The sequence below is a fragment of the Paramuribaculum intestinale genome (genome assembly GCF_003024925.1).
GTDB lineage: Bacteria > Bacteroidota > Bacteroidia > Bacteroidales > Muribaculaceae > Paramuribaculum > Paramuribaculum intestinale.
This window is the reverse complement of sequence record NZ_PUED01000005.1, coordinates 15,671-37,761: the sequence shown is the minus strand read 5'-3', so window position 1 is coordinate 37,761 and position 22,091 is coordinate 15,671. Positions and strand designations below refer to the sequence as shown.

The following is a 22,091-nucleotide window of genomic DNA, read 5'->3' as shown; positions in this document are numbered from 1 at the left end:
GTGGGCATGGTGGTGACTTCGCTCTATAATGTGATCGACCGCATATTCATAGGCCAGGGCGTGGGCACCGAGGCCATCGCCGGACTCGCCATCACGTTTCCGGTCATGAACGTGTCGACGGCCATCGGAGTGCTGATAGGCGCGGGCGCATCCGCGCGCGTTTCAATAATGCTCGGAGCCTCCGACCGGCGCGGCGCGCAGCTCGTGCTCGGCAACGCGCTGGTGCTGATCGTCGTCAACGCTCTGGTATATCTGACCCTCTTCCGGATTTTTCTCGACGACATATTGCTCGCTTTCGGAGCCAGCCCGGCCACGCTACCCTACGCGCGCGATTTCATGGTCTGCCTGCTGCCGGGCATGATGGTGATGAACATATCGTTCAGCTTCAACAACATCATGCGGGCATCGGGCTATCCGGCCCGCGCCATGCTCACGATGTTTATCGGAGCGGGCATCAACGTGATCCTCGACCCTATATTCATATTCGTATTCGACTGGGGCATAAAGGGAGCGGCCATAGCCACCGACATAGCCATGACATGCTCCATGATATTCGTCATGGCCCACTTCATGCGCCGCGACAGCACACTGCGCTTCACCCGCGGCATCTACCGGCTGCGCTGGCGCATAATCGCCGGCATCATAAGCATCGGAGCCGCCCCGAGCCTCGTCAATCTGGCCGGAAGCGCCATCAACGTGATAGTCAACACCTCGCTCTATACCCACGGAAGCGACAACGCCGTGGCGGCCTCTGGAATATTCACCACCTACACGTCGCTGCTGGTGATGGTGGTCGTGGGACTGTGCCAGGGCATGCAGCCGATCCTCGGCTACAATTATGGCGCCGGACTCTACGGTCGTCTGAAGCGATGCTACTGGCTCGCCACCGGAGCCGCCACAGCCATAGTGACCGCCGGATGCGCCTTCGGGCTGCTATGGCCCGGACTCATAGCCCGCGCATTCACCACCGACCCGACACTGATAGCGGTCACCTCGCGAGCGCTCTCTTTGTCGCTGCTCGCATTCTGGGCGGTCGGCTTCCAGATCGTGGCCACAACTTTCTTCCAGTCGATCGGCAAAGCCGGGAAGTCGATATTCCTCAGCCTCACCCGCCAGGTGATATTCCTCATACCGCTCCTGCTGACGCTGCCCGACCGGCTCGGACTCGACGGCGTTTGGCTCTCGTTTCCGTCGAGCGACGTGATGGCCACCATCGTCACCGCTCTGATGATAGCTTTTCAGCTGCGGCGGCTACCGGCCGCCCCACTGCCTTGCTTTGCCGGCACAAAAGCGACAAAATGACGCCACAGCTACCCGTCGACGGCATAATAAAGGGTTTTTTCAGCCAAAATTCAAGAAAAATTTGCACTTCATCAAAAAATTGGCTACATTCGCTCAATAAATCATACCCTTGAAATTTTTACCTTAACAATACAATAACATGAGCTACTTGAAATTTGATAAAAACCTCATGATTAATCTGGAGCAGAGTCTGATGAAGGAAATGCTCCGCACCAATCAGTCAGGTGCTTATCATTGCACTTCTGTGGTAGACTGCAACACCCGCAAACAGCACGGCATGCTCGTGATACCCATCCCGGAGATGGGCAATTCGTCACACGTACTGCTGTCGTCGCTCGACTGCACCGTCATACAGCATGGAGCGGAGTTCAATCTCGGACTCCACCGCTACAGCGGAGGCGTATACAGTCCAAACGGCCACAAATACATACGCGAGTTTGACTGCGAGAGCGTGCCCCGCACCACTTACCGCGTGGGCGGCGTGATCCTCACCAAGGAGAAGATGTTCATATCCCATGAAAACCGCATTCTCGTAAGATACACCCTCGTCGAGGCACATTCACCCACGACACTCCGCTTCCGCCCGATGCTTGCGTTCCGCGAAGCCAACGCCCTGGTAATGGCCAACGACGCCATCAACACCCAGGTCGACGACGCCCCCAACGGAGTCAGCTGCTGCCTCTACCAAGGCTATCCGAGGCTCTACATGCAGTTTAACCACAAACCCGAATGGCACTATCAGCCCAACTGGTACAACGGCTTCGAGTATCTGAAGGATCTTGAGCGCGGCGTGCCTTACACCGAGGACCTGTGGGTGCCCGGATATTTCGACATACCGATAAAAAAAGGCGAATCGATCATATTCTCGGCCGGAGTCAGCGAAGTGTCGCCACGCTCCATCAGCAAGATGTATGAGACCGAGATAGCCACCCGCACCTGCCGCACTTCGTTCTTCAACTGTCTGAAAAACGCCGTCAAGCAGTGCTACTTCAAGGACAAGGACGGAATGTTCCTGCTCTCGGGATATCCCTGGGGCAAAGTACTCGCCCGCAACACATTCATGGCACTGCCCGGAGCCACGATAGCCATCAACCACCGCGAAGACTTCGAGGCCATCATGGAGAGCGGACGGGAAGCGCTCGTCCACTTCATGAACACGGGCGAACTCTCGCAGCGCATCGGAGGCATCGACCTGCCCGACATACCGCTCTGGTGTATCTGGGCTCTGCAGCAATATGCCAAAGCCTACGGCAAAGACGACACCATCAAACGCTATCTCCCGCTCGTGAAGGAGATCATGGAATATATCATCTCCAACCGCCACCCCAACCTGCGGGTGGAGGATAACGGCCTGGTCTACTCCATCGGCACAGCCACACCGGTCACCTGGATGAACGCCTCGCTCTACGGACGCCCGCTCGTTCCGCGTTCAGGCTACATGGTCGAATTCAACGCCTTATGGTACAACGCCCTGATGTGGTGCGCATCGCTCACCGAAGAGCTGCCCGAGGCCGACGCCCCGCAGCGTCAGCTCTGGGTGTCGACGGCCGAAAAGCTCAAACAGTCGTTCATCGACACCTTCCTCAACGACTACGGCTATCTCTACGACTACGTCAACGGCACGTATGCCGATCCATCGGTGCGTCCCAACATGGCCGTGGCCATCGGACTTGACTACTCGCCGCTCGACCGCCGCCAGCGCAAGGGAGTGCTCGACGTGGTGACCCGCGAGCTGCTCACCCCCAAAGGACTGCGCACGCTCTCGCCGAAAAGCTTCGGCTACCGTCCCTTCTATCTCGGATCGCCTGAAGAACGCGAGATGGCGCTCCACAACGGCCCCGCACGCCCATGGCTCTTCGGATTCTACGCCGACGCCTATCTGCGCGTGTTCGGAGTCAGCGGAGTGGGCTATCTCGACCGCATGCTCATCGGCTACGAAGACGAGATGACCAACCAGTGCATCGGATCGCTCTCGCAGCTCTACGACGGCAACCCGCCATTCTCCGGCCGAGGAGCCATCAGCCATGTCACCAACATAGCCGAGATACTCCGCACGCTCACCACACTCAAAAAATTCAATCTGTAAACCCTACAACGCTCCATGAAAGCTCTAATGTTCGGGTGGGAATTCCCGCCCCATATCCTCGGCGGACTCGGCACCGCCAGCTACGGACTCACCAAAGGAATGTGGGAGTGTGGCGACATGGACATCACATTCGTCATACCCAAACCCTTCGGCGACGAAGACAAGACGTTCGCCCACATCATCGGCGCATCGCAGGTGCCAATCGCATGGCGCGACGTCAACCGCGACTACGTCGAGCAGCGCATAGGCCGACTGATGGATCCCGACCTCTACTTCCGTCTGCGCGACCACATCTACGCCGACTTCAACTACATGCGCACCAACGACCTCGGCGCGCTCGAATTCTCCGGACGCTACCCCGACAACCTCCTCGAGGAGATCAACAACTACTCCATCGTGGCAGGCGTCGTGGCCCGCACGCTCGACTTCGACATAATCCACTCCCACGACTGGCTGACATATCCCGCAGGCATCCACGCCAAGCAGGTGACCGGAAAGCCGATGGTGATCCATGTCCACGCCACCGAGTTTGACCGCTCCAGAGGCAAGCCCAACCCGACGGTGTTCGGCATAGAGAAGGACGGCATGAACCACGCCGACCACATCATCACCGTCAGCAACCACACACGCGACATCGTCATCAACAACTACGGAGTTGACCCCGCAAAAGTGACCACCGTCCACAACGCCGTCACACCGCTCACCGACGAGCAGAAGGACGTGCCCGAACACAAGTCGAAGGACAAGGTGATCACCTTCCTCGGACGCATCACCATGCAGAAAGGCCCCGAATACTTCGTCGAAGCCGCCGCCAAAGTGCTAAAGAACAATCACAACGTGCGCTTCGTCATGGCAGGCTCAGGCGACATGATGGACAAGATGATACAGCTCGCCGCCGAGCGCGGCATAGCCGACCGCTTCCACTTCCCCGGATTCCAGCGCGGCAAACAGGTCTACGAGATGCTCAAGGCCAGCGACGTCTATGTGATGCCCTCCGTTTCCGAACCGTTCGGCATTTCGCCCCTCGAAGCCATGCAGATGGGATGCCCATCGATCATATCCAAGCAGAGCGGATGCGCCGAGATACTCGACAACGTGATCAAGACCGACTACTGGGATATCGACGCAATGGCCGACGCCATGAACTCCATCATCACCTATCCGGCCATGTATGAGCAGCTCCGGCAGGACGGACTCGAGGAAGTGAACAAAATCACCTGGGACAAAGCCGGACAAAAAGTGATCGACATCTACAAGCGCTACGTGCACTGAGCGCCGTGACAACACCTTAGAAAACAAAAAACTTCACCATAATCAATCATGAAAGCGATCTGTTTCTATTTCCAGATTCACCAGCCGTTTCGCCTCAAGCGCTACCGCTTCTTCGATATAGGCAACGACCACTACTACTACGACGATTTCGCCAACGACGACATAGTCAGCCGCATAGCGCGCAACTCCTACATACCGGCCGCCGAAAGCCTCCTCAGGATGATCGACGAGAGCAAGGGAGCGTTCCGCTGCGCCATCTCCGTCACCGGAACCGCCCTCGAGCAGTTTGAGCACTACGTGCCTGAATTCATCGACCTGCTCAAACGCCTCGCCGAGACCGGCAAGTGCGAGTTCCTCGCCGAAACCTACGCCCACTCCCTCTCGTCGCTTGCCGACCCCGAGGAATTCGCCGCACAGGTCAAGGCCCACGACGACAAGATAGAGCAGCTCTTCGGCGTGAAGCCCAAAGTGCTCCGCAACACCGAGCTGATCTACTGCGACGAAATGGCTCCGCACATCTACTCCATGGGCTACAAGGGAGTGATCACCGAGGGCGCAAAGCACATACTCGGATGGAAGAGCCCCAACTACGTCTACGCCGCGGCCACTCAGCCAAAGCTCAAGCTCCTGCTGAAAAACTCCAAGCTGAGCGACGACATCTCGTTCCGCTTCTCCAACCCCGAATGGGACGCATATCCCCTCACAGCCGACAAATACATCGACTGGATCGCATCCACACCCGCCGACGAGCAGATCATCAACCTGTTCATGAACCTCGAGACCTTCGGCGAGATGCAGAGCCGTGACACAGGCATATTCCAGTTCCTCGAAGCGCTCCCGCGCTTCGCCAGAGAGCGCGGCATCGACTTCTGGACACCCTCCGAAGCCGTGCAGAAGCTCAAGGCCGTGGGCGAACTGTCGGTGATGCACCCCATATCGTGGGCCGACGAGGCACGCGACACATCGGCATGGCTCGGCAACAAGCTCCAGCAGGAAGCGTTCGACAAGCTATACTCCGTGGCCGAACGCGTCAGACTCTGCGACGACCGCCGCCTCAAACAGGACTGGAACTACCTCCAGGCATCCGACCATTTCTTCTACATGGCCACAAAGCATTTTGCCGACGGAGCCGTCCACTCCCACTTCTCGCCCTACGACACACCCTTCCAGGCGTTCACCAACTACATGAACGTGCTGGCCGACTTCATCGTCAGGGTCGAGGAACAGTACCCCCTCACCATCGACAACGAAGAGCTCAACTCACTCCTGACCACCATACGCAACCAGGAGCGCGAGATAGAACAGCTCAACAAGGAAGTCAGCTCCATGCGGCAGAACCTTGAACACTACAACGAGGAACATCTCCTCCGCCAGAAGCAGACCGAGACTGCCGAAAAGCCGGCTCCCGCCAAAAAGAAACCCGGGCGCAAACCCGCGGCCAAAAAGGCTTGAGAACAGCTCCCGTCGATCTGACCGACAGCCGTCCGCCAAGGCGCCTAAGGTCAGAAAGACATGACAACAATACAACAGATATAATTCAACCTAAGACAACATCTGGCATCATCTCAGCATGATGCCGAAGGATCCGGCTCCCTTGATAGAAAGGTGGCCGGATCTTTTTTATCACCCCCTCAGCCGCCATTCCACAATATCGGAACACCTTCGACGTTATCTCAAACAGAGAATCAGGCGCCACCGCGCCATCACGACCGACAAATGAACAACCGATCCATTATCACACGCATCGCGCTCATCACAGCCATAGTACTGACCATGGCCTCATGCCGCACCGGACGCCACTCCAGCCATCTCACCTACATGGAACAGCTCGGCGACTCTCGCCAGGGCACACTGTCAAAATCCGATTACAAAGTGACCATACAGCCCGAGGACGAACTCCAGATCATCGTCACCTCTGCCATACCGGCCGCGACATCGGAGTATAACCTCCCCAACAGCAACGCCTCATTCTCCACCGGAGTCGGCAACCTCATCACCGACAGCCAGCAGCAGTCATACTTCGTCGACAGAGAAGGCAACATCGAATTCCCGAAACTCGGCACCATCCACGCAGCCGGGATGACCACGTCGCAGCTCCGCGACATGCTCATAGAGCGGATCGGACAGCATGTCAAGGATCCCAACGTCAGAGTGCTTATCACCAACTTCCACGTCAATGTCATGGGCGAGGTGCGCAACCCCCACCGCATACATGTGCCATCGCAGCGCTTCTCGATATTCGACGCACTCGCCGCCGCCGGCGACATGACCGAGTACGGACGCCGCGACAATGTAACCATCATACGCGAAGAGGCCGACAGCGCCCGATATGTCCGGCTCGACCTTCGTGATCCGGCCATCACAGCCTCGCCCTACTACTATCTGAAACAGAACGACGTGATAATCGTCGAACCCAACGAAATACGTCAGGCCAACTCACGATACAACCAGCACAGTGCCTTCAAGCTATCGGTGATCTCCACCGTAGTGGGAGCCATATCGGTCATCGCATCGCTGGTGATAGCCCTCGCCGTCCACTGACCGTCAACAGACGCCACCGAAACACTACACTACCGACCTCACCCTACCACCTTTCGACAAAGTGCTCAAAACCGACCGAATATGCACATGGATACTCATCCTCGCCTTGGCTCTGCTGCTCCCATCCACGCAGCTGGTCAAGCCTGTCGATGAGCTTACTGTCATAGCCCTCATAGCCCTGGCACTGACCGACTCAGCCGTCAACAGCGCATGGTGCCGCTACAGCCTGCTGTGGGTAATGACGGGCATCATGGCCCTCTATGCCGCCTATTCGATCACAGCCGTCAGCTACAACACCCCCTACGCCATCGCCGTCGACTACCTCATACAACTCAAACCCTACATAGCTTTCGCCGTATTCGTGGCAGTCGGGCCGCGGTTCACCGACGCCGACCGCCGGATACTCCGCGCTATAGCCGTGGTCAACGCGATCACCGCAGCCGCCATATCGGCCTTCAGCAACCAGACCGTACAGCTCCTGATCATGCATATCAGCATAGTGGGCATCACCGCCGTGATCAGCTTCGCCGTGTGGCTGCTCTGCTCCATCCGTCCCGACGGAAGCATATCGGCCACCGACAAAGCCATGGCATTCATGCTCCTCGCCCTCGGACTCCCCTCCGGCCGAGCCAAATTCTTCGGCACATGCGTGGTGAGCTTATACTTCATCCTCGTCTACATGCGAATCCGACGACCGATAAGACCGAGCCGACAGCTACTGACAGCCATTGTGGTCGGCGGACTGGTGGCGGCAGTCGGATGGAATAAATTCCGCTTCTACTTCATCGACCTCGGCTACGACCTCCGAGGCGGTGGCGGAGGGATCGAAAACCTCGCACGCCCCGCACTCTATGCCGCAGCCCTCCTGATCATGATCTCGCGCATCCCCTTCGGCAGCGGACTCGCATCGTTCGCCTCCCATGCATCGGGCGAGATCCACTACTCGAAGGTCTACTATGAATATGGTCTCAACCACGTCTACGGACTCACGCCCGCGCAACCCGACTTCATCTGCGACGCCTACTACCCCTCGCTCGCACAGCTGGGACTCGCCGGCGTGGCGCTATTCATTGCCTTCTGGATATACGTAGCCGCAAAGCTGCGACGCATCCGACGCACACTGGCACAAGGCAAGGCGCTTTTCGCCATCGCATGGATCATCATACTGTTTATGCTGATCGAAAGCATAGCCAGCACCACCCTCGTACAGCCACCCGGAGTAGTAAGCATGATGCTCCTCGGCATCATCTGCTCCGCGACTCCCGCCACCTACGGATCGCACACCTCAGGAAATCAGTCATAAAGTCAATCATATCCTCCCCAACCGACAATGGCAACCAACACCACCACTGACAAGAACGAAATCGACCTGCGACGCATAGCGCGCGCCATACGCTCCCACAGATGGATCTATCTTGGCGGATGCGCCCTCATAGCGGCCATGGCCACGGCATTCTGCTGCATCACCCAGCCGCGCTACGAATCCACAGCCACTATGCTCATAGAGGACAGCTCGTCCGAACCAGCGCAGACAGCCAACCCCATGGCACAGATGATGCGCACATTCTCCATCGGAGGCGCCTCCACCACAAGCGTCGACAACGAGATAATGCTCGTCAACACCATGGACGTGATGCGGCGCACCGTCACGGCGCTCAACCTCAACACGGAGCTTTCCGAACGCCACGGACTGCGCAAACTCCTGCTGTTTGCCGAGCCTCCACTGCTCGTCGGCATGGCACGGAGCGTTCTCGACACACTCACCGTCCCGGTCAAGGCCGAGATCACCCTGCACCCTGACGGCAAGGTTTCCGCATCGCTCAAAGCCGGAAAATACTCCGCCCAGGTTTCTGACGCGAAGCTGCCCGTCAGCATCCCCACACCGCTCGGAGATGTCACCATCGCCCCGGGGCCATCGCTCGACACCGCATCGACCGACTCACGCCGGTTTGTTGCAGCCCTCACAGGCACGCCGGAAGCATCCGCCATGCTCTACAAAAAGGTGATTATCGAAATAGCCGACAAGATGTCCGACGCCATAAGCCTCACTATCACCGACGTGGGACGCGACCGCGGGCGCGCCATACTCGACGAGGTCATGCGACAGTACAATATCAAGCGACTTGAACGCACACACCTGATCGCCGAGGCCGAGATACGCTTTCTCGACGAACGTATAGCCGACATCTTCTCCGAACTGACCGAAAGCGAAAAGCGAGTGGAACAATTCAAGACCAAGGCCAACTTCATCAGCATCGGCAACGAAGCCCCCATTCTTCTTGAGAAAAGCCTCGACTCCCACGAAGAGACACTCAAGACCACAGCAGAGATAGCTTACTTCGAACAGATACTCAACACACTCCGGCAAGGACACACCGGACTCCTTCCGGCAGTAGTCATCCCCGGATCGTCGGCGAGCGCAGGCTCCGAGAGCGGACCCAACGCCTTCATAACTGCCTACAACGAGCAGGTGATGCTCCGACAGGAACTGCTGCGCTCAGCCAAGCCCGGCAACACCGCCCTTATCGCCGCCGAACAGCGCATCGACCAGCTGCGCACGAGTATCATCTCATCCTTCACACAGCTCCTCGAAGGAGCACGAATGGCCGAAGACCGCCGCAAGGGCGCCACCGGAGCGCTCGACTCCCACCTCCACGCACTCCCCTCGTACGAGCGCGAGTTCATGGAGATATTCCGCGACAACAACATCAAGAACGAACTCTACACATTCCTGCTGCAGAAACGCGAGAACGCCCTGCTGCAATACCACTCGGAGAACACCACCGGCTTCATCATCGACCCGGCCATAACAGCCCTCAAGCCTTCGGCCAGACGACCACTGACAGTTACCGCGCTCGCACTTGTGGCAATGCTCGGATTCATCGGCGCCGGAGTGTCGCTCACCCTGCGATGCCGCGACCGCCTCGCCGACCCGTTCGACCTCAGGCGATGCGGACTTGAAGAGCGCACATCCGTCATCGACCTCACCAAACCCCGCGACGGAGCGCGCACACTCCGCTCCCTCATCACCGCCGGACGCACTCCGCTGACCATCTATACAGCCCTGATCGACGCCCCCGGCGAAGCGATCACGGCCATCACCGACGCCATGCAGCGCGCCGGAATGACAGCCGACATCATCAACGACGTCACCGACAACGACACCCTACTGTCGCCGGCATTCGACTCGCGGGCAAAAGCCGCGACGTCGGCCGGACACTATCTGTTCGTCGAAGTGCCCGATCCCGGACACTTCGACGAACTGCACACCCTTGCCGACGCCGACGGCGCTGCGCTGCTCCTCATCGTAGGCCGGAACACCACCGGCCGCCGACACCTGATACGACAGCTCGAAGGCTTTGATCCGAAGCACCTCATCATAGCTATCTCCACCACATGAAGATCGCAGTAGCAGGCACACGCGGATTTCCCGGCATACAGGGAGGCGTCGAGACCCACTGCCGCGAGCTTTATACGCGGATAGCCGCCCGGGGAGTCGATGTGACTGTGATGTGCCGCCGTCCGTATATGTCGCCCGATGCCGGCACCGCCTACCGTGGCGTGAGGCTCGACACACTCTACTCCCCCAGACGGCAGTCGACCGAAACTATCATACACACATTTCTGGCCGTCGTAAAGGCACGAATGGCCGGAGCCGACATAATCCACCTCCACGCCTGCGGACCGGCTCTCATGGCGCCCATCGCACGTCTGCTCGGCATGAAAGTGGTCACCACACTCCACGGCCACGACTACAACCGCGCTAAATGGGGACGCATCGCACGCCTCGCACTGCGCCTCGGAGAGCGCGCGGCAATGCTGACAAGCAACGCCGTCATATCCATCTCCGGGCCTATCACAGAGTCACTGACCTCACGCTACGGCTCTCACCGGAGACTCCTCACAATACCCAACGGAGTCAACCCTCCCGACGCCGGAGCATCCGACCCGCAATGGATCTCGTCGCTCGGACTAAAGCCGCGCCGCTACGTCGTGGCCGTCGGACGCCTCGTGCCCGAAAAAGGCCTCCACACACTTATAGAAACAGCCCCCGCACTGCGCGAAGCCGGCCTGCGCATCGTAGTGGCCGGAGGAGCCGACCATCCGACAGCCTACTCGGCGGCACTCACACGGCTCGCAGCCGAATCCGGAGTGGTGATGACAGGAGCCGTCGACCGATCACACATCAACGCCCTGCTGGCCGATGCAGCCCTGTTTGTAATGCCATCGCTCCACGAAGGACTCCCCATAGCACTCCTCGAAGCCATGAGCCACAGCCTCGACGTAGCTGTGAGCGACATCGAATCGTGCCGCCTGCCGCAGCTTGCTCCCGCCGACTTTTTTCCTCCCGGCGACGCCGCCGCCCTGACCGCACTTATTCTCGACAAGACCGCGCGCCATGCACGCCGCACCTACAACCTCGCCGACTACGACTGGGATCGCATCGCCGCCGCCGTCCTCGACCTCTATCACTCCCTCTGACTATCCCACACCACCATCATCCCGCTGCATAGTCACCATTACCCTTCGCTACGCGCATCCGATCCCGACGCCGCACAACGTCCAACGGGCGTATTACCCATTCAGCTAATATGTTGTGAATATCATAACACGCCTTACTGTTATTAATCTTATTTAACAATATTAAACCTTGATTTTCAGAATTAAATTCTACAACTTTGCGCAAAACCCAATCCAATAACTATCAGAATATACTTACCATCCGGTCGACAATATAAACATCGTAAATAACCCATCTAATTCACACTTTCTCCATGAAAAGACTTATTATTACAATCATGGCCGCTTTTTGTGCTATATACCAGAGCCAAGCCATCGACTTCAGCGACGACCGAGGAATCACCGTATCGGCACTGTTCGGAGTCAGCCACAGCCATCGCTCTTTCAATCATCACAGCGACAACCACTATGGTCTGGTAGCTTCGCCGCGTATCGGATATAAATTCAACGCTGACTGGGAGGCCGGTGCATTTTTCAGATATGAAAAATTCAAAGATTACAACGAGTATGTCGGGGTCGGCATATATGGAGAATAGAGCTTCATGAGATTTGCTTCAGGACTTCGCCTCATCACCGAAGCTCACGCCACATTTAATACCTACGATTCAAACGGATACCTTATCAACGGATATAATAATACATATCCATATAAGCATACCGACATGACAGAGGTCGGATTTACACCGTGTATAGCCTATCGCATCGCCAATAGTCCGGTAGATCTCAAACTGCGCTATCTTTTCATTGGCTTCAACCACTCGGAGCGCTCCTACAAGGCCGAAGCACCCGGATGCCTCGGACGGGGCAACTGGATCATCGACGCATCCCTCCGCCGTCTCGAAATCGGCGCGTCCATCACATTCTGACCTCAATCCCACCGGGCTTTACCCATAGAAAGCAAGCCCCTGCGTCGCATCATGGACGCAGGGGCTTTGTATCATAATCACGAACGCCGGTAACAACGTCCGTCACACGGGCTTCGGAGGGGCGCTGCCGGAGCGGGTCCGGCGAAGGATCCGCTCCGGCACACCACAGGCGATTTATTTCATCTCATCGATGGTTTCGGTGATATCGTCCTTCGATGCCACCACAAGGCGTTCATACTCCTTGAGGCCGGTACCGGCAGGAATCAGATGACCGCAGATGACGTTCTCCTTCATGCCCTCGAGAGTGTCGACCTTGCCGTTGATGGCGGCCTCGTTGAGCACCTTCGTGGTTTCCTGGAACGATGCGGCCGATATGAAACTCGAAGTCTGGAGAGCGGCGCGGGTGATACCCTGAAGTATCTGCTCCGAAGTGGCCGGAACGGCGTCGCGCACCACGATGAGCTTGAGGTCCTTCTGCTTCAGCGGCGAGTTTTCGTCGCGGAGCTTGCGGGCGGTGATGATCTGACCTTTGCGCACATTGAGGCTGTCGCCCGGATCCACCACTACCTTCTTGCCCCAGATACGGTCGTTCTCCTCCATGAAGGCGCGCTTGTCGACGATCTGCTGCTCCAGGAAGTTGGTGTCGCCCGGATCGAGTATGTTGACCTTGCGCATCATCTGGCGCACGATCACCTCGAAGTGCTTGTCGTTGATCTTCACACCCTGCATACGGTAGACGTCCTGCACCTCGTTGACGATATACTCCTGCACGGCCGTCGGGCCCATGATATTGAGGATATCCGAGGGGGTGATAGCGCCGTCGGAGAGCGGAGTGCCGGCCTTCACGAAGTCGTTCTCCTGCACGAGGAGCTGCTTCGACAGAGGCACATTGTATTTCTTCTCCTCGCCCAGACGCGATGTGACGATGATCTCGCGGTTGCCTCGCTTCATCTTGCCGTAGGTCACCTCGCCGTCGATCTCGGACACGATGGCCGGGTTGGACGGGTTGCGGGCCTCGAACAGCTCGGTGACACGGGGCAGACCGCCCGTGATGTCGCCGGCATTGCCGGTGGCGCGGGGTATCTTGACGAATATCTGGCCGGGCTTAAGCTCTGCGCCGTCGTCGAGCATAAGATGAGCGCCCACAGGCAGCGAGTAGCTCTTGATGATCTCGCCCTTGGCGTCGACGATCTTGGCCTCGGCCACCTTGGTGCGGTCCTTCGACTCGATGATGATCTTCTCCTGCAGACCGGTCTGCTCGTCGCTCTCGGTGCGGTAGGTCACATTCTCGATAAGGTTGTCGTAGCGTACCGCACCGCCGGCCTCGCTGACGATAACGGCGTTGAAGGGGTCCCATTCGCATATCACGTCGCCCTTCTTCACCTTGTCGCCGTTGCCGAAATAAAGCTTCGAACCGTAAGGTATGTTGGCATTGGTGAGCATCATCTTCGTGTTCGGATCCATGATGCGCATCTCGGCCATACGTCCGATCACCACTTCCACCGGCCGGCCGTTGGCATCCTTCTCGTCGGTGGTGACGGTGCGCAGCTCATCAATCTCAAGCACGCCCTCGTAGCGCGAGGTCACCGACGACACGGCAGCGATATTGCTGGCCACACCGCCGACGTGGAACGTACGCAGAGTCAGCTGTGTGCCCGGCTCGCCGATCGACTGTGCGGCGATAACGCCCACGGCCTCGCCCTTCTGCACCAGGCGGTTGGTAGCGAGATTGCGGCCGTAGCACTTGGCGCAGACACCCTTCTTCGACTCACAGGTGAGCACCGAGCGGATCTCAACCGACTCGATCGGCGACTCGTTGATACGGTCGGCGGCAACGTCGTTGATCTCCTCGCCGGCGGCAACGATGATCTCGCCGGTCTTCGGATCCACGATGTCATGGACCGAAACACGGCCGAGGATGCGCTCGCCGAGCGACACCACCACTTCATCGTTTTTCTTGATCTCGGTGCATACGAGGCCGCGGAGAGTGCCGCAGTCCTCCTCGTGGATGATCACGTCGTGAGCCACATCAACCAGACGACGGGTCAGATAACCGGCGTCGGCGGTCTTCAGAGCCGTGTCGGCCAGACCCTTTCGGGCACCGTGGGTGGAGATGAAGTACTCCAGCACCGACAGACCCTCCTTGAAGTTGGCCAGAATCGGGTTCTCGATGATCTGACCGCCCTCGGCACCGCTCTTCTGCGGCTTGGCCATAAGGCCACGCATGCCTGAAAGCTGACGGATCTGGTCCTTCGATCCACGGGCGCCGGAGTCAAGCATCATGTAGACGGGGTTGAAGCCCTGCTGGTCGGCCGAGATCTGCTTCATCAGAGTGTCGGCGAGGCGGGCGTTGACATGCGTCCATATATCGATGATCTGGTTGTAGCGCTCATTGTTGGTGATGAAGCCCATGGAGTAGTTGTTCATCACCTCCTGCACCTGCTGGTAACCCTCGTTGACGTACTCCTCCTTCTCCTTCGGGATGATAACATCACCGAGGTTGAACGACAGGCCGCCTCTGAAGGCCATATAGTAACCGAGGTTTTTGATATCGTCGAGGAACTGCGCCGAACGCGGAATACCGCACTTCTTGATCACCTTGCTGATGATAGTGCGCAGGCTCTTCTTCGAAAGTATCTCGTTGACATAACCGATCTCGCGGGGCACAAACTGGTTGACAAGCACGCGGCCCACCGAAGTGTTCTCCACAAGATGCTGTATCGGATTGCCCTCCTCGTCGATGTCGTCCACCACTACCGAAACCGGAGCGTGGAGCGTCACACGACCCTCGTTGTAGGCTATCTGAGCCTCCTCAGGTCCGTAGAATTTCAGACCCTCGCCCTTGTCGCCCTTGCGGAGCTTGGTGATGTAATACAGACCGAGCACCATGTCCTGCGACGGCACGGTGATAGGCGCTCCGTTGGCGGGGTTGAGGATGTTGTGTGAGCCGAGCATCAGCATCTGAGCCTCAAGAACGGCCTCGTTGCCCAGCGGGAGATGGACAGCCATCTGGTCGCCGTCGAAGTCGGCGTTGAACGCCGTACATGCCAGCGGATGAAGCTGTATGGCCTTGCCCTCGATCATCTTGGGCTGGAAAGCCTGGATACCGAGTCGGTGAAGTGTCGGGGCACGGTTGAGAAGCACCGGATGACCCTTCATCACATATTCGAGGATATCCCATACGACCGGCTCCTTGCGGTCGACGATCTTCTTGGCGCTCTTGACAGTCTTTACGATGCCGCGCTCTATGAGCTTGCGGATCACGAAAGGCTTGTAAAGCTCGGCTGCCATATTCTTGGGTATGCCGCACTCGTGCATCTTCAGCTCAGGACCGACGACGATCACCGAACGGGCCGAATAGTCGACACGCTTACCCAGAAGGTTCTGACGGAAGCGGCCCTGCTTGCCCTTAAGGCTGTCGGAAAGCGACTTGAGCGGACGGTTGGCATCGGTCTTGACGGCCGACGACTTGCGGCTGTTGTCGAGCAGAGAATCGACTGCCTCCTGAAGCATGCGCTTCTCGTTGCGGAGTATCACCTCGGGCGCCTTGATCTCGATCAGGCGCTTCAGACGGTTGTTGCGGATGATCACGCGGCGATAGAGGTCGTTGAGATCCGACGTGGCGAAACGGCCGCCGTCGAGAGGCACCAGCGGACGCAGCTCGGGCGGGATCACAGGCACGGCCTGAAGTATCATCCACTCGGGCTTGTTGCGGTGGCGGCTGGCACGGAACGATTCAACGATCTGGAGGCGCTTGAGAGCCTCGGTCTTGCGCTGCTGCGAACCCTCGCGGTGAGCCTGGTCGCGGAGCGAGTCGGCCAGCGCGTCGAGGTCGATGCGCTGCAGCAGATCATAGATGGCCTCGGCGCCCATCCTTGCGATGAACTTGTTGGGATCGCTGTCGTCGAGCATCTGGTTCTCGCGCGGGAGCTTGTCGAGGATGTCGAAATACTCCTCCTCGCTCAGCAGATCGAGCTGCTTTAGGGGCTCGGGCTTCTTGATGCTCTCGGCGCTCTCGCTCTTCTCGATGTCGGCGGCAGCTCCGGGCTGGATCACCACGTAGCGCTCGTAATAGATCACCGAGTCGAGTTTCTTCGAGGGCAGACCAAGCAGATAGCCTATCTTGTTGGGCAGAGAGCGGAAATACCAGATGTGAGCCACCGGCACCACCAGCTTGATGTGACCCATGCGCTCGCGGCGCACTTTCTTCTCGGTCACTTCCACACCGCAGCGGTCGCACACGATGCCCTTGTAACGGATGCGCTTGTACTTGCCGCAATGGCACTCATAGTCCTTCACCGGACCGAAAATGCGCTCGCAGAAGAGGCCGTCGCGCTCGGGCTTGTAGGTGCGGTAGTTGATGGTCTCCGGTTTCAGCACCTCGCCGCTCGATTTCTCGAGTATCTCCTCGGGCGAAGCGAGTCCGATGGATATCTTCGAGAAAACGGTCTTTATCTTGTTGTCTTTTCTAAAAGCCATTATATTGATTTTGGATGAGAGTCGTTGGGATTAATGCTTACTGCTCGAGATTGATGCTCAGTCCGAGGCCGCGCAGCTCGTGGAGCAGCACGTTGAGCGATTCGGGGATGCCGGCCGGCGGCATAGGATCGCCCTTGACTATCGCCTCGTAGGCCTTCGAACGGCCGGTGACATCGTCGCTCTTTATAGTCAGTATCTCCTGAAGGATGTGCGATGCGCCGAAAGCTTCCAGCGCCCACACCTCCATCTCTCCGAAACGCTGGCCGCCGAACTGGGCCTTACCGCCCAGAGGCTGCTGCGTGATCAGCGAGTACGGACCGATGCTGCGCGCATGCATCTTGTCCTCGACCATGTGGCCGAGCTTGAGCATGTAGATCACACCCACGGTGGCCGGCTGGTCGAAACGCTCGCCAGTGCCGCCGTCGTAGAGGTAGCTCTTACCGTAGCGCGGCACGCCTGCCTTGTCGGTCCAGGCGTTGAGGTCGTCGAGATCGGCGCCGTCGAAGATCGGAGTGGCAAACTTCTCGCCCAGCTCGCGGCCTGCCCATCCGAGCACGGTCTCGAAGATCTGTCCGAGGTTCATTCGCGAAGGCACACCCAGAGGGTTGAGCACTATGTCGACCGGAGTGCCGTCGGCCAGGAAGGGCATATCCTCCTGACGCACGATGCGGCTGACGATACCCTTGTTGCCGTGGCGGCCGGCCATCTTGTCGCCGACGCTGATCTTACGCTTCTTGGCCACATACACCTTGGCCATCTGCATGATGCCCGAAGGTAGCTCGTCGCCGATCGAGATGTCGAATTTCTTGCGGCGCAACTCAGCGTCGATCTCCTTCGACTTGCGCAGATAGTTGACGATCGTAGAGCGGATCAGGTCGTTGCTGTGGGCATCGGCTGTCCATTTGCTCAGATTGATCGTATCGTAGTCTATGTCGCGCAGACGGGCAGCTGTGAACTTGTCGCCCTTCGTTATGATTTCAGAGCCGAGGAAATCCTTCACACCCTGCGAGGACTTGCCGTCGGTAAGCTTCATGAGCTTGCTCACAAGCAGATTCTTCAGCTCGGTCTGCTTGCTCTCATACTCTTCGTCGAGTTTGGGCAGCTGGGCGTTGGCGCTCTTGGTGCGACGCTGCTTGGCGGCACGGCTGAACAGGTTGGTGCCGATCACCACACCCTTCAGCGACGGAGTGGCCTTCAGCGAAGCATCCTTCACATCGCCGGCCTTCTCACCGAATATGGCGCGGAGCAGCTTCTCCTCGGGAGTGGGATCGCTCTCGCCCTTGGGTGTGATCTTACCGATCATGATGTCGCCCGGGCCGACATGCGCGCCCACGCGGATGATACCGCGCTCGTCGAGATCCTTCGTGGCATCCTCGCTGACATTGGGAATATCCGAGGTCAGTTCCTCCACACCGCGCTTTGTCTCGCGCACTTCGAGCGAGAACTCGTCGACATGGATCGAAGTCAGTAAATCCTCCTTTACCACGCGCTCGTTGAGCACGATGGCGTCCTCATAGTTATAACCCTTCCAGGGCATGAATGCCACCTTGAGGTTGCGTCCCAGAGCGAGCTCGCCGTTTTCGGTCGAATAACCCTCGGTGAGGATCATGCCCTTGCTCACACGCTGACCCTTCTCGCAGATCGGACGAAGGTCGATGGTGGTATTCTGGTTGGTCTTGCGGAACTTCGGTATATGGTACTCCTTGACGGCGCTTTCGAATGCCACGTACTCCTCCTCCTCGGTGCGGTCGTAGCGGATACGGATCACAGTGGCGTCGACAAACTCTATCGTACCCTCGCCCTCGGCCATGATCTGCGTGCGCGAGTCGCGGATCAGCTGACCCTCCAGGCCGGTGCCCACGATCGGGCTCTCGCTGCGCAGCAGCGGCACGGCCTGACGCATCATGTTCGATCCCATCAGCGCACGGTTGGCGTCGTCATGCTCCAGGAAGGGGATAAGAGCGGCAGCGATAGAAGCGATCTGTGTGGGCGACACGTCCATCAGTTCCACCTCGGTCGGAGGCACGATGGGGAAGTCGGCGTCAAGACGCGCCTTCACACGGTCGCGCACAAAAGTGCCGTCGTCGTTAAGCGGCGCATTGCCCTGCGCTATCACCTTGCCCTCCTCCACTTCGGCCGTCAGATAGACGATCTCGTCGTTGTTGAGCTCCACCTTAGAGTTCTCCACCTTGCGGTAAGGAGTCTCGATAAAGCCCAGATCATTGATCTTTGCATAGATGCAGAGCGAGGAGATCAGACCGATGTTGGGTCCTTCAGGAGTCTCGATCGGACACAGACGGCCATAATGGGTATAGTGAACGTCGCGCACCTCGAAGCCGGCGCGCTCACGCGACAGACCGCCGGGACCGAGAGCCGACATACGGCGCTTGTGAGTCATTTCGGCCAGAGGATTGGTCTGGTCCATGAACTGCGACAGAGCGTTCGTGCCGAAGAAAGTGTTGATCACCGACGAGATAGTCTTGGCGTTGATCAGATCGATCGGCGTGAACACCTCGTTGTCACGCACGTTCATGCGCTCGCGGATCGTGCGGGCCATACGGGCCAGACCCACGCCGAACTGATTGTAGAGCTGCTCGCCGACCGTACGCACGCGGCGGTTCGACAGATGGTCGATATCATCCACGTCGGCCTTTGAGTTGATCAGCTCGATGAGATATTTTATGATGGCTATGATATCCTCCTTCGTGAGCACTTTCACGTCCATAGGAGTCGTCAGCCCTAATTTCTTGTTGATGCGGTAGCGGCCCACCTCACCCAGATCATAGCGCTTCTCCGAGAAGAAAAGGTTGGTGATCACCTCGCGTGCGCTGGCGTCGTCAGGTGCCTCGGCGCTGCGGAGCTGCCGGTAGATATACTGGATGGCCTCGCGCTCGGAGTTGGTGGGATCCTTCTGCAGGGTGTTGAGTATGATCGAATACTCGTTGGTGTTGGCATCCTCGCGGTGGAGCAGAATGCTCTTGATGCCCGACTCGAGGATATGCTCTATGTTTTCGTCAGAAAGCGTTTCCTCACGGTCCACGACCACCTCGTTGCGCTCCATCGTCATCACCTCACCGGTGTCGGGATCGGAGAAATCCTCCACCCACGAACGGAGCACACGGGCTGCGAGGCGACGTCCCTTGGCTGCCTGCAGGGCGCTCTTGGTCACCTTCACCTCCTCGGCCAGACCGAATATGTCGATGATGTCCTTATCGCTCTCCAGACCGATGGCACGCAGAAGCGTAGTCACCGGCAATTTCTTCTTGCGGTCGATATAGGCATACATCACATTGTTGATGTCAGTCGCAAACTCGATCCACGAACCGCGGAACGGGATGATACGGCCGCTGTAGAGCTTCGTACCATTGGCATGAGTGCTCTGGCCGAAGAATACGCCCGGCGAACGATGGAGCTGCGACACCACCACGCGCTCGGCACCGTTGATCACAAAAGTGCCCTTTTCCGTCATATACGGGATCGGACCCAGATACACATCCTGGATCACCGTATCGAAATCCTCGTGATCGGGGTCTGTACAATAAAGCTTCAGCTTGGCCTTCAGAGGCACGCTGTAGGTCAGACCACGCTCCAGACACTCCTCAATCGTATAGCGGGGAGGGTCGATATAGTAGTCGAGAAATTCGAGCACGAAGTTATTGCGGGTGTCCGCGATCGGGAAGTTTTCCGCGAAGACCTTGTACAGGCCCTCATTGTTGCGCTTCTCGGGAGGAGTGTCAAGCTGCAGGAAGTCCTGGAACGACTTCAGCTGCACCTCCAGAAAGTCAGGATAAGGCAACGGGTTCTTCACCGAAGCGAAGTTTACGCGAGGTTTTTTTGTTGTTACTGACATCTAATAAAATACGTTAACGTAACTCAAATAAGGCAGGATAACTTGTTTCCGACCGACTGCAGCCGGCCATATCATCCGACAACTACACAGCTGTCGGCCAATGTGTTGAATCTTCCATTCGGGCCGTGCACGACCCATACCTGCTGAAATATTAACACAAAAAGGTTAAGTATCCGCCCGACAGGGCGATACTTAACCTGAGTACCTGATTGACAGGCAATTTTATTTAAGTTCCACTTCGGCGCCGGCCTCTTCGAGAGCCTTCTTCAGAGCCTCGGCCTCAGCCTTGGCCAGACCTTCCTTGACAGTGCTGGGAGCGCCGTCTACGAGTTCTTTTGCCTCCTTCAGGCCAAGACCGGTCTCACCTTTCACTACCTTCACGACATTGAGCTTGTTGGCTCCGGCGTTTTTCAGCACTACGTCGAACGAAGTCTTCTCTTCAGCAGCGGGGCCGGCTGCGGCGGGACCAGCGGCTACGGCAACAGCTGCAGCGGCGGGTTCGATACCGTACTCTTCCTTCAGGATCTGAGCAAGTTCGTTTACTTCCTTTACCGAGAGGTTAACAAGTTGTTCTGCAAAAGCTTTTAAATCTGCCATTTTGTTTATGATTTAATTGTTTGTTTTTACTGGATTGGTTGGTTGTGTTTAGTCTTCTTTGTGAGAGAGAGTTTCGAGGATGCCATGGAGCTTCGAGCCACCCGATGTGAGGGCCGAGATGACATTCTTCGCAGGCGACTGCAGCAGAGCCACAACGTCGGCGATGAGCTCGTTCTTGCTCTTGATGGTAGCCAGAGTGTCGAGCTGGTCGGCACCCATATAGACAGTCTCCTCTACGTATGCGCCCTTGAGCTTCGGAAGAACATCGTCCTTCTTGACGAAGTCTTTAAGAAGCTTGGCGGGAGCGTTGGCCACCTCGGTGAACATCAGAGAGGTCGACTCCTTCAGAGCGGGATAAAGCTCGGAGTAGTCACCCTCGAGGTTCTCGAGAGCCTTGTGGAGAAGCTTGTTCTTCACCACCATCAGTTTCACACCCGCCTTGAAGCATGCACGGCGAAGCTCGCTCGTGCGCTCGGCGTTGAGTCCGGCTGTCTCTACCAGATAGAAGCTCGGATAAGCCTTGATCGTCTCCTCTATCTGCTCTATGATCTTGATTTTATCTTCCTTTTTCATTTTC

14 protein-coding genes are annotated in these 22,091 nt (G+C 57.7%); 10 read left to right on the top strand and 4 right to left on the bottom strand.

From position 1 onward, the window contains the following. From C5O24_RS01160 to C5O24_RS01115, 10 genes are all read left to right on the top strand, one after another. Positions 1-1,302 (top strand): MATE family efflux transporter (locus C5O24_RS01160; RefSeq protein ID WP_161553751.1); only part of this gene is annotated, 1,302 nt, incomplete at its 5' end. A 139-nt stretch (positions 1,303-1,441) separates the two neighbouring features. Continuing rightward, positions 1,442-3,388, top strand: a complete 1,947-nt coding sequence (locus C5O24_RS01155) for a glycogen debranching enzyme N-terminal domain-containing protein (protein WP_107681345.1) — start codon at positions 1,442-1,444, stop codon at positions 3,386-3,388. A gap of 15 nt (positions 3,389-3,403) precedes the next feature. Continuing rightward, positions 3,404-4,660 (top strand): glycosyltransferase family 4 protein, encoded by a 1,257-nt coding sequence (locus C5O24_RS01150; RefSeq protein WP_107035030.1) that lies wholly within the window; start codon positions 3,404-3,406, stop codon positions 4,658-4,660. Positions 4,661-4,708: 48 nt separating this feature from the next. Next, complete coding sequence (locus tag C5O24_RS01145) at positions 4,709-6,112, top strand: glycoside hydrolase family 57 protein (protein WP_107035029.1); 1,404 nt, start codon at positions 4,709-4,711, stop codon at positions 6,110-6,112. A 264-nt stretch (positions 6,113-6,376) separates the two neighbouring features. After that, positions 6,377-7,201, top strand: a complete 825-nt coding sequence (locus C5O24_RS01140; protein WP_107035028.1) for a polysaccharide biosynthesis/export family protein — start codon at positions 6,377-6,379, stop codon at positions 7,199-7,201. Positions 7,202-7,262: 61 nt separating this feature from the next. Beyond that, entirely contained in the window at positions 7,263-8,504 is a 1,242-nt protein-coding gene (locus C5O24_RS01135) for a hypothetical protein (RefSeq protein WP_107035027.1), read from the top strand. 27 nt (positions 8,505-8,531) lie between these two features. Then, positions 8,532-10,601, top strand: a complete 2,070-nt coding sequence (locus tag C5O24_RS01130) for a GumC family protein (RefSeq protein WP_107035026.1) — start codon at positions 8,532-8,534, stop codon at positions 10,599-10,601. After that, entirely contained in the window at positions 10,598-11,683 is a 1,086-nt protein-coding gene (locus tag C5O24_RS01125; protein WP_107681344.1) for a glycosyltransferase family 4 protein, read from the top strand. The genes C5O24_RS01130 and C5O24_RS01125 overlap by 4 nt, the downstream gene beginning before the upstream one ends. 293 nt (positions 11,684-11,976) lie before the next feature. Further along, positions 11,977-12,258: a hypothetical protein gene (locus C5O24_RS01120; protein WP_133165421.1), complete on the top strand. Its 282-nt coding sequence runs from the start codon at positions 11,977-11,979 to the stop codon at positions 12,256-12,258. Positions 12,259-12,264: 6 nt separating this feature from the next. Further along, positions 12,265-12,588, top strand: coding sequence for a hypothetical protein (locus C5O24_RS01115; protein WP_107035023.1), 324 nt, complete (start codon positions 12,265-12,267; stop codon positions 12,586-12,588). A 174-nt stretch (positions 12,589-12,762) separates the two neighbouring features. Here C5O24_RS01115 and rpoC read toward each other — a convergent pair whose 3' ends face one another. From rpoC to rplJ, 4 genes are all read right to left on the bottom strand, one after another. Beyond that, complete coding sequence (gene rpoC / locus C5O24_RS01110) at positions 12,763-17,067, bottom strand: DNA-directed RNA polymerase subunit beta' (RefSeq protein ID WP_107681343.1); 4,305 nt, start codon at positions 17,065-17,067, stop codon at positions 12,763-12,765. 37 nt (positions 17,068-17,104) lie between these two features. Next, positions 17,105-20,917 carry a DNA-directed RNA polymerase subunit beta gene (rpoB, locus tag C5O24_RS01105; protein ID WP_107681342.1) on the bottom strand — a complete coding sequence of 1,271 codons (3,813 nt, stop codon included), beginning with the start codon at positions 20,915-20,917 and terminating at the stop codon, positions 17,105-17,107. 222 nt (positions 20,918-21,139) lie between these two features. Beyond that, positions 21,140-21,514 carry a 50S ribosomal protein L7/L12 gene (rplL, locus tag C5O24_RS01100; RefSeq protein ID WP_107035021.1) on the bottom strand — a complete coding sequence of 125 codons (375 nt, stop codon included), beginning with the start codon at positions 21,512-21,514 and terminating at the stop codon, positions 21,140-21,142. A gap of 48 nt (positions 21,515-21,562) precedes the next feature. Next, on the bottom strand, positions 21,563-22,087 hold the full coding sequence (gene rplJ, locus C5O24_RS01095; protein WP_107035020.1) for a 50S ribosomal protein L10: 525 nt from the start codon (positions 22,085-22,087) through the stop codon (positions 21,563-21,565). Positions 22,088-22,091: the final 4 nt, after the last annotated feature.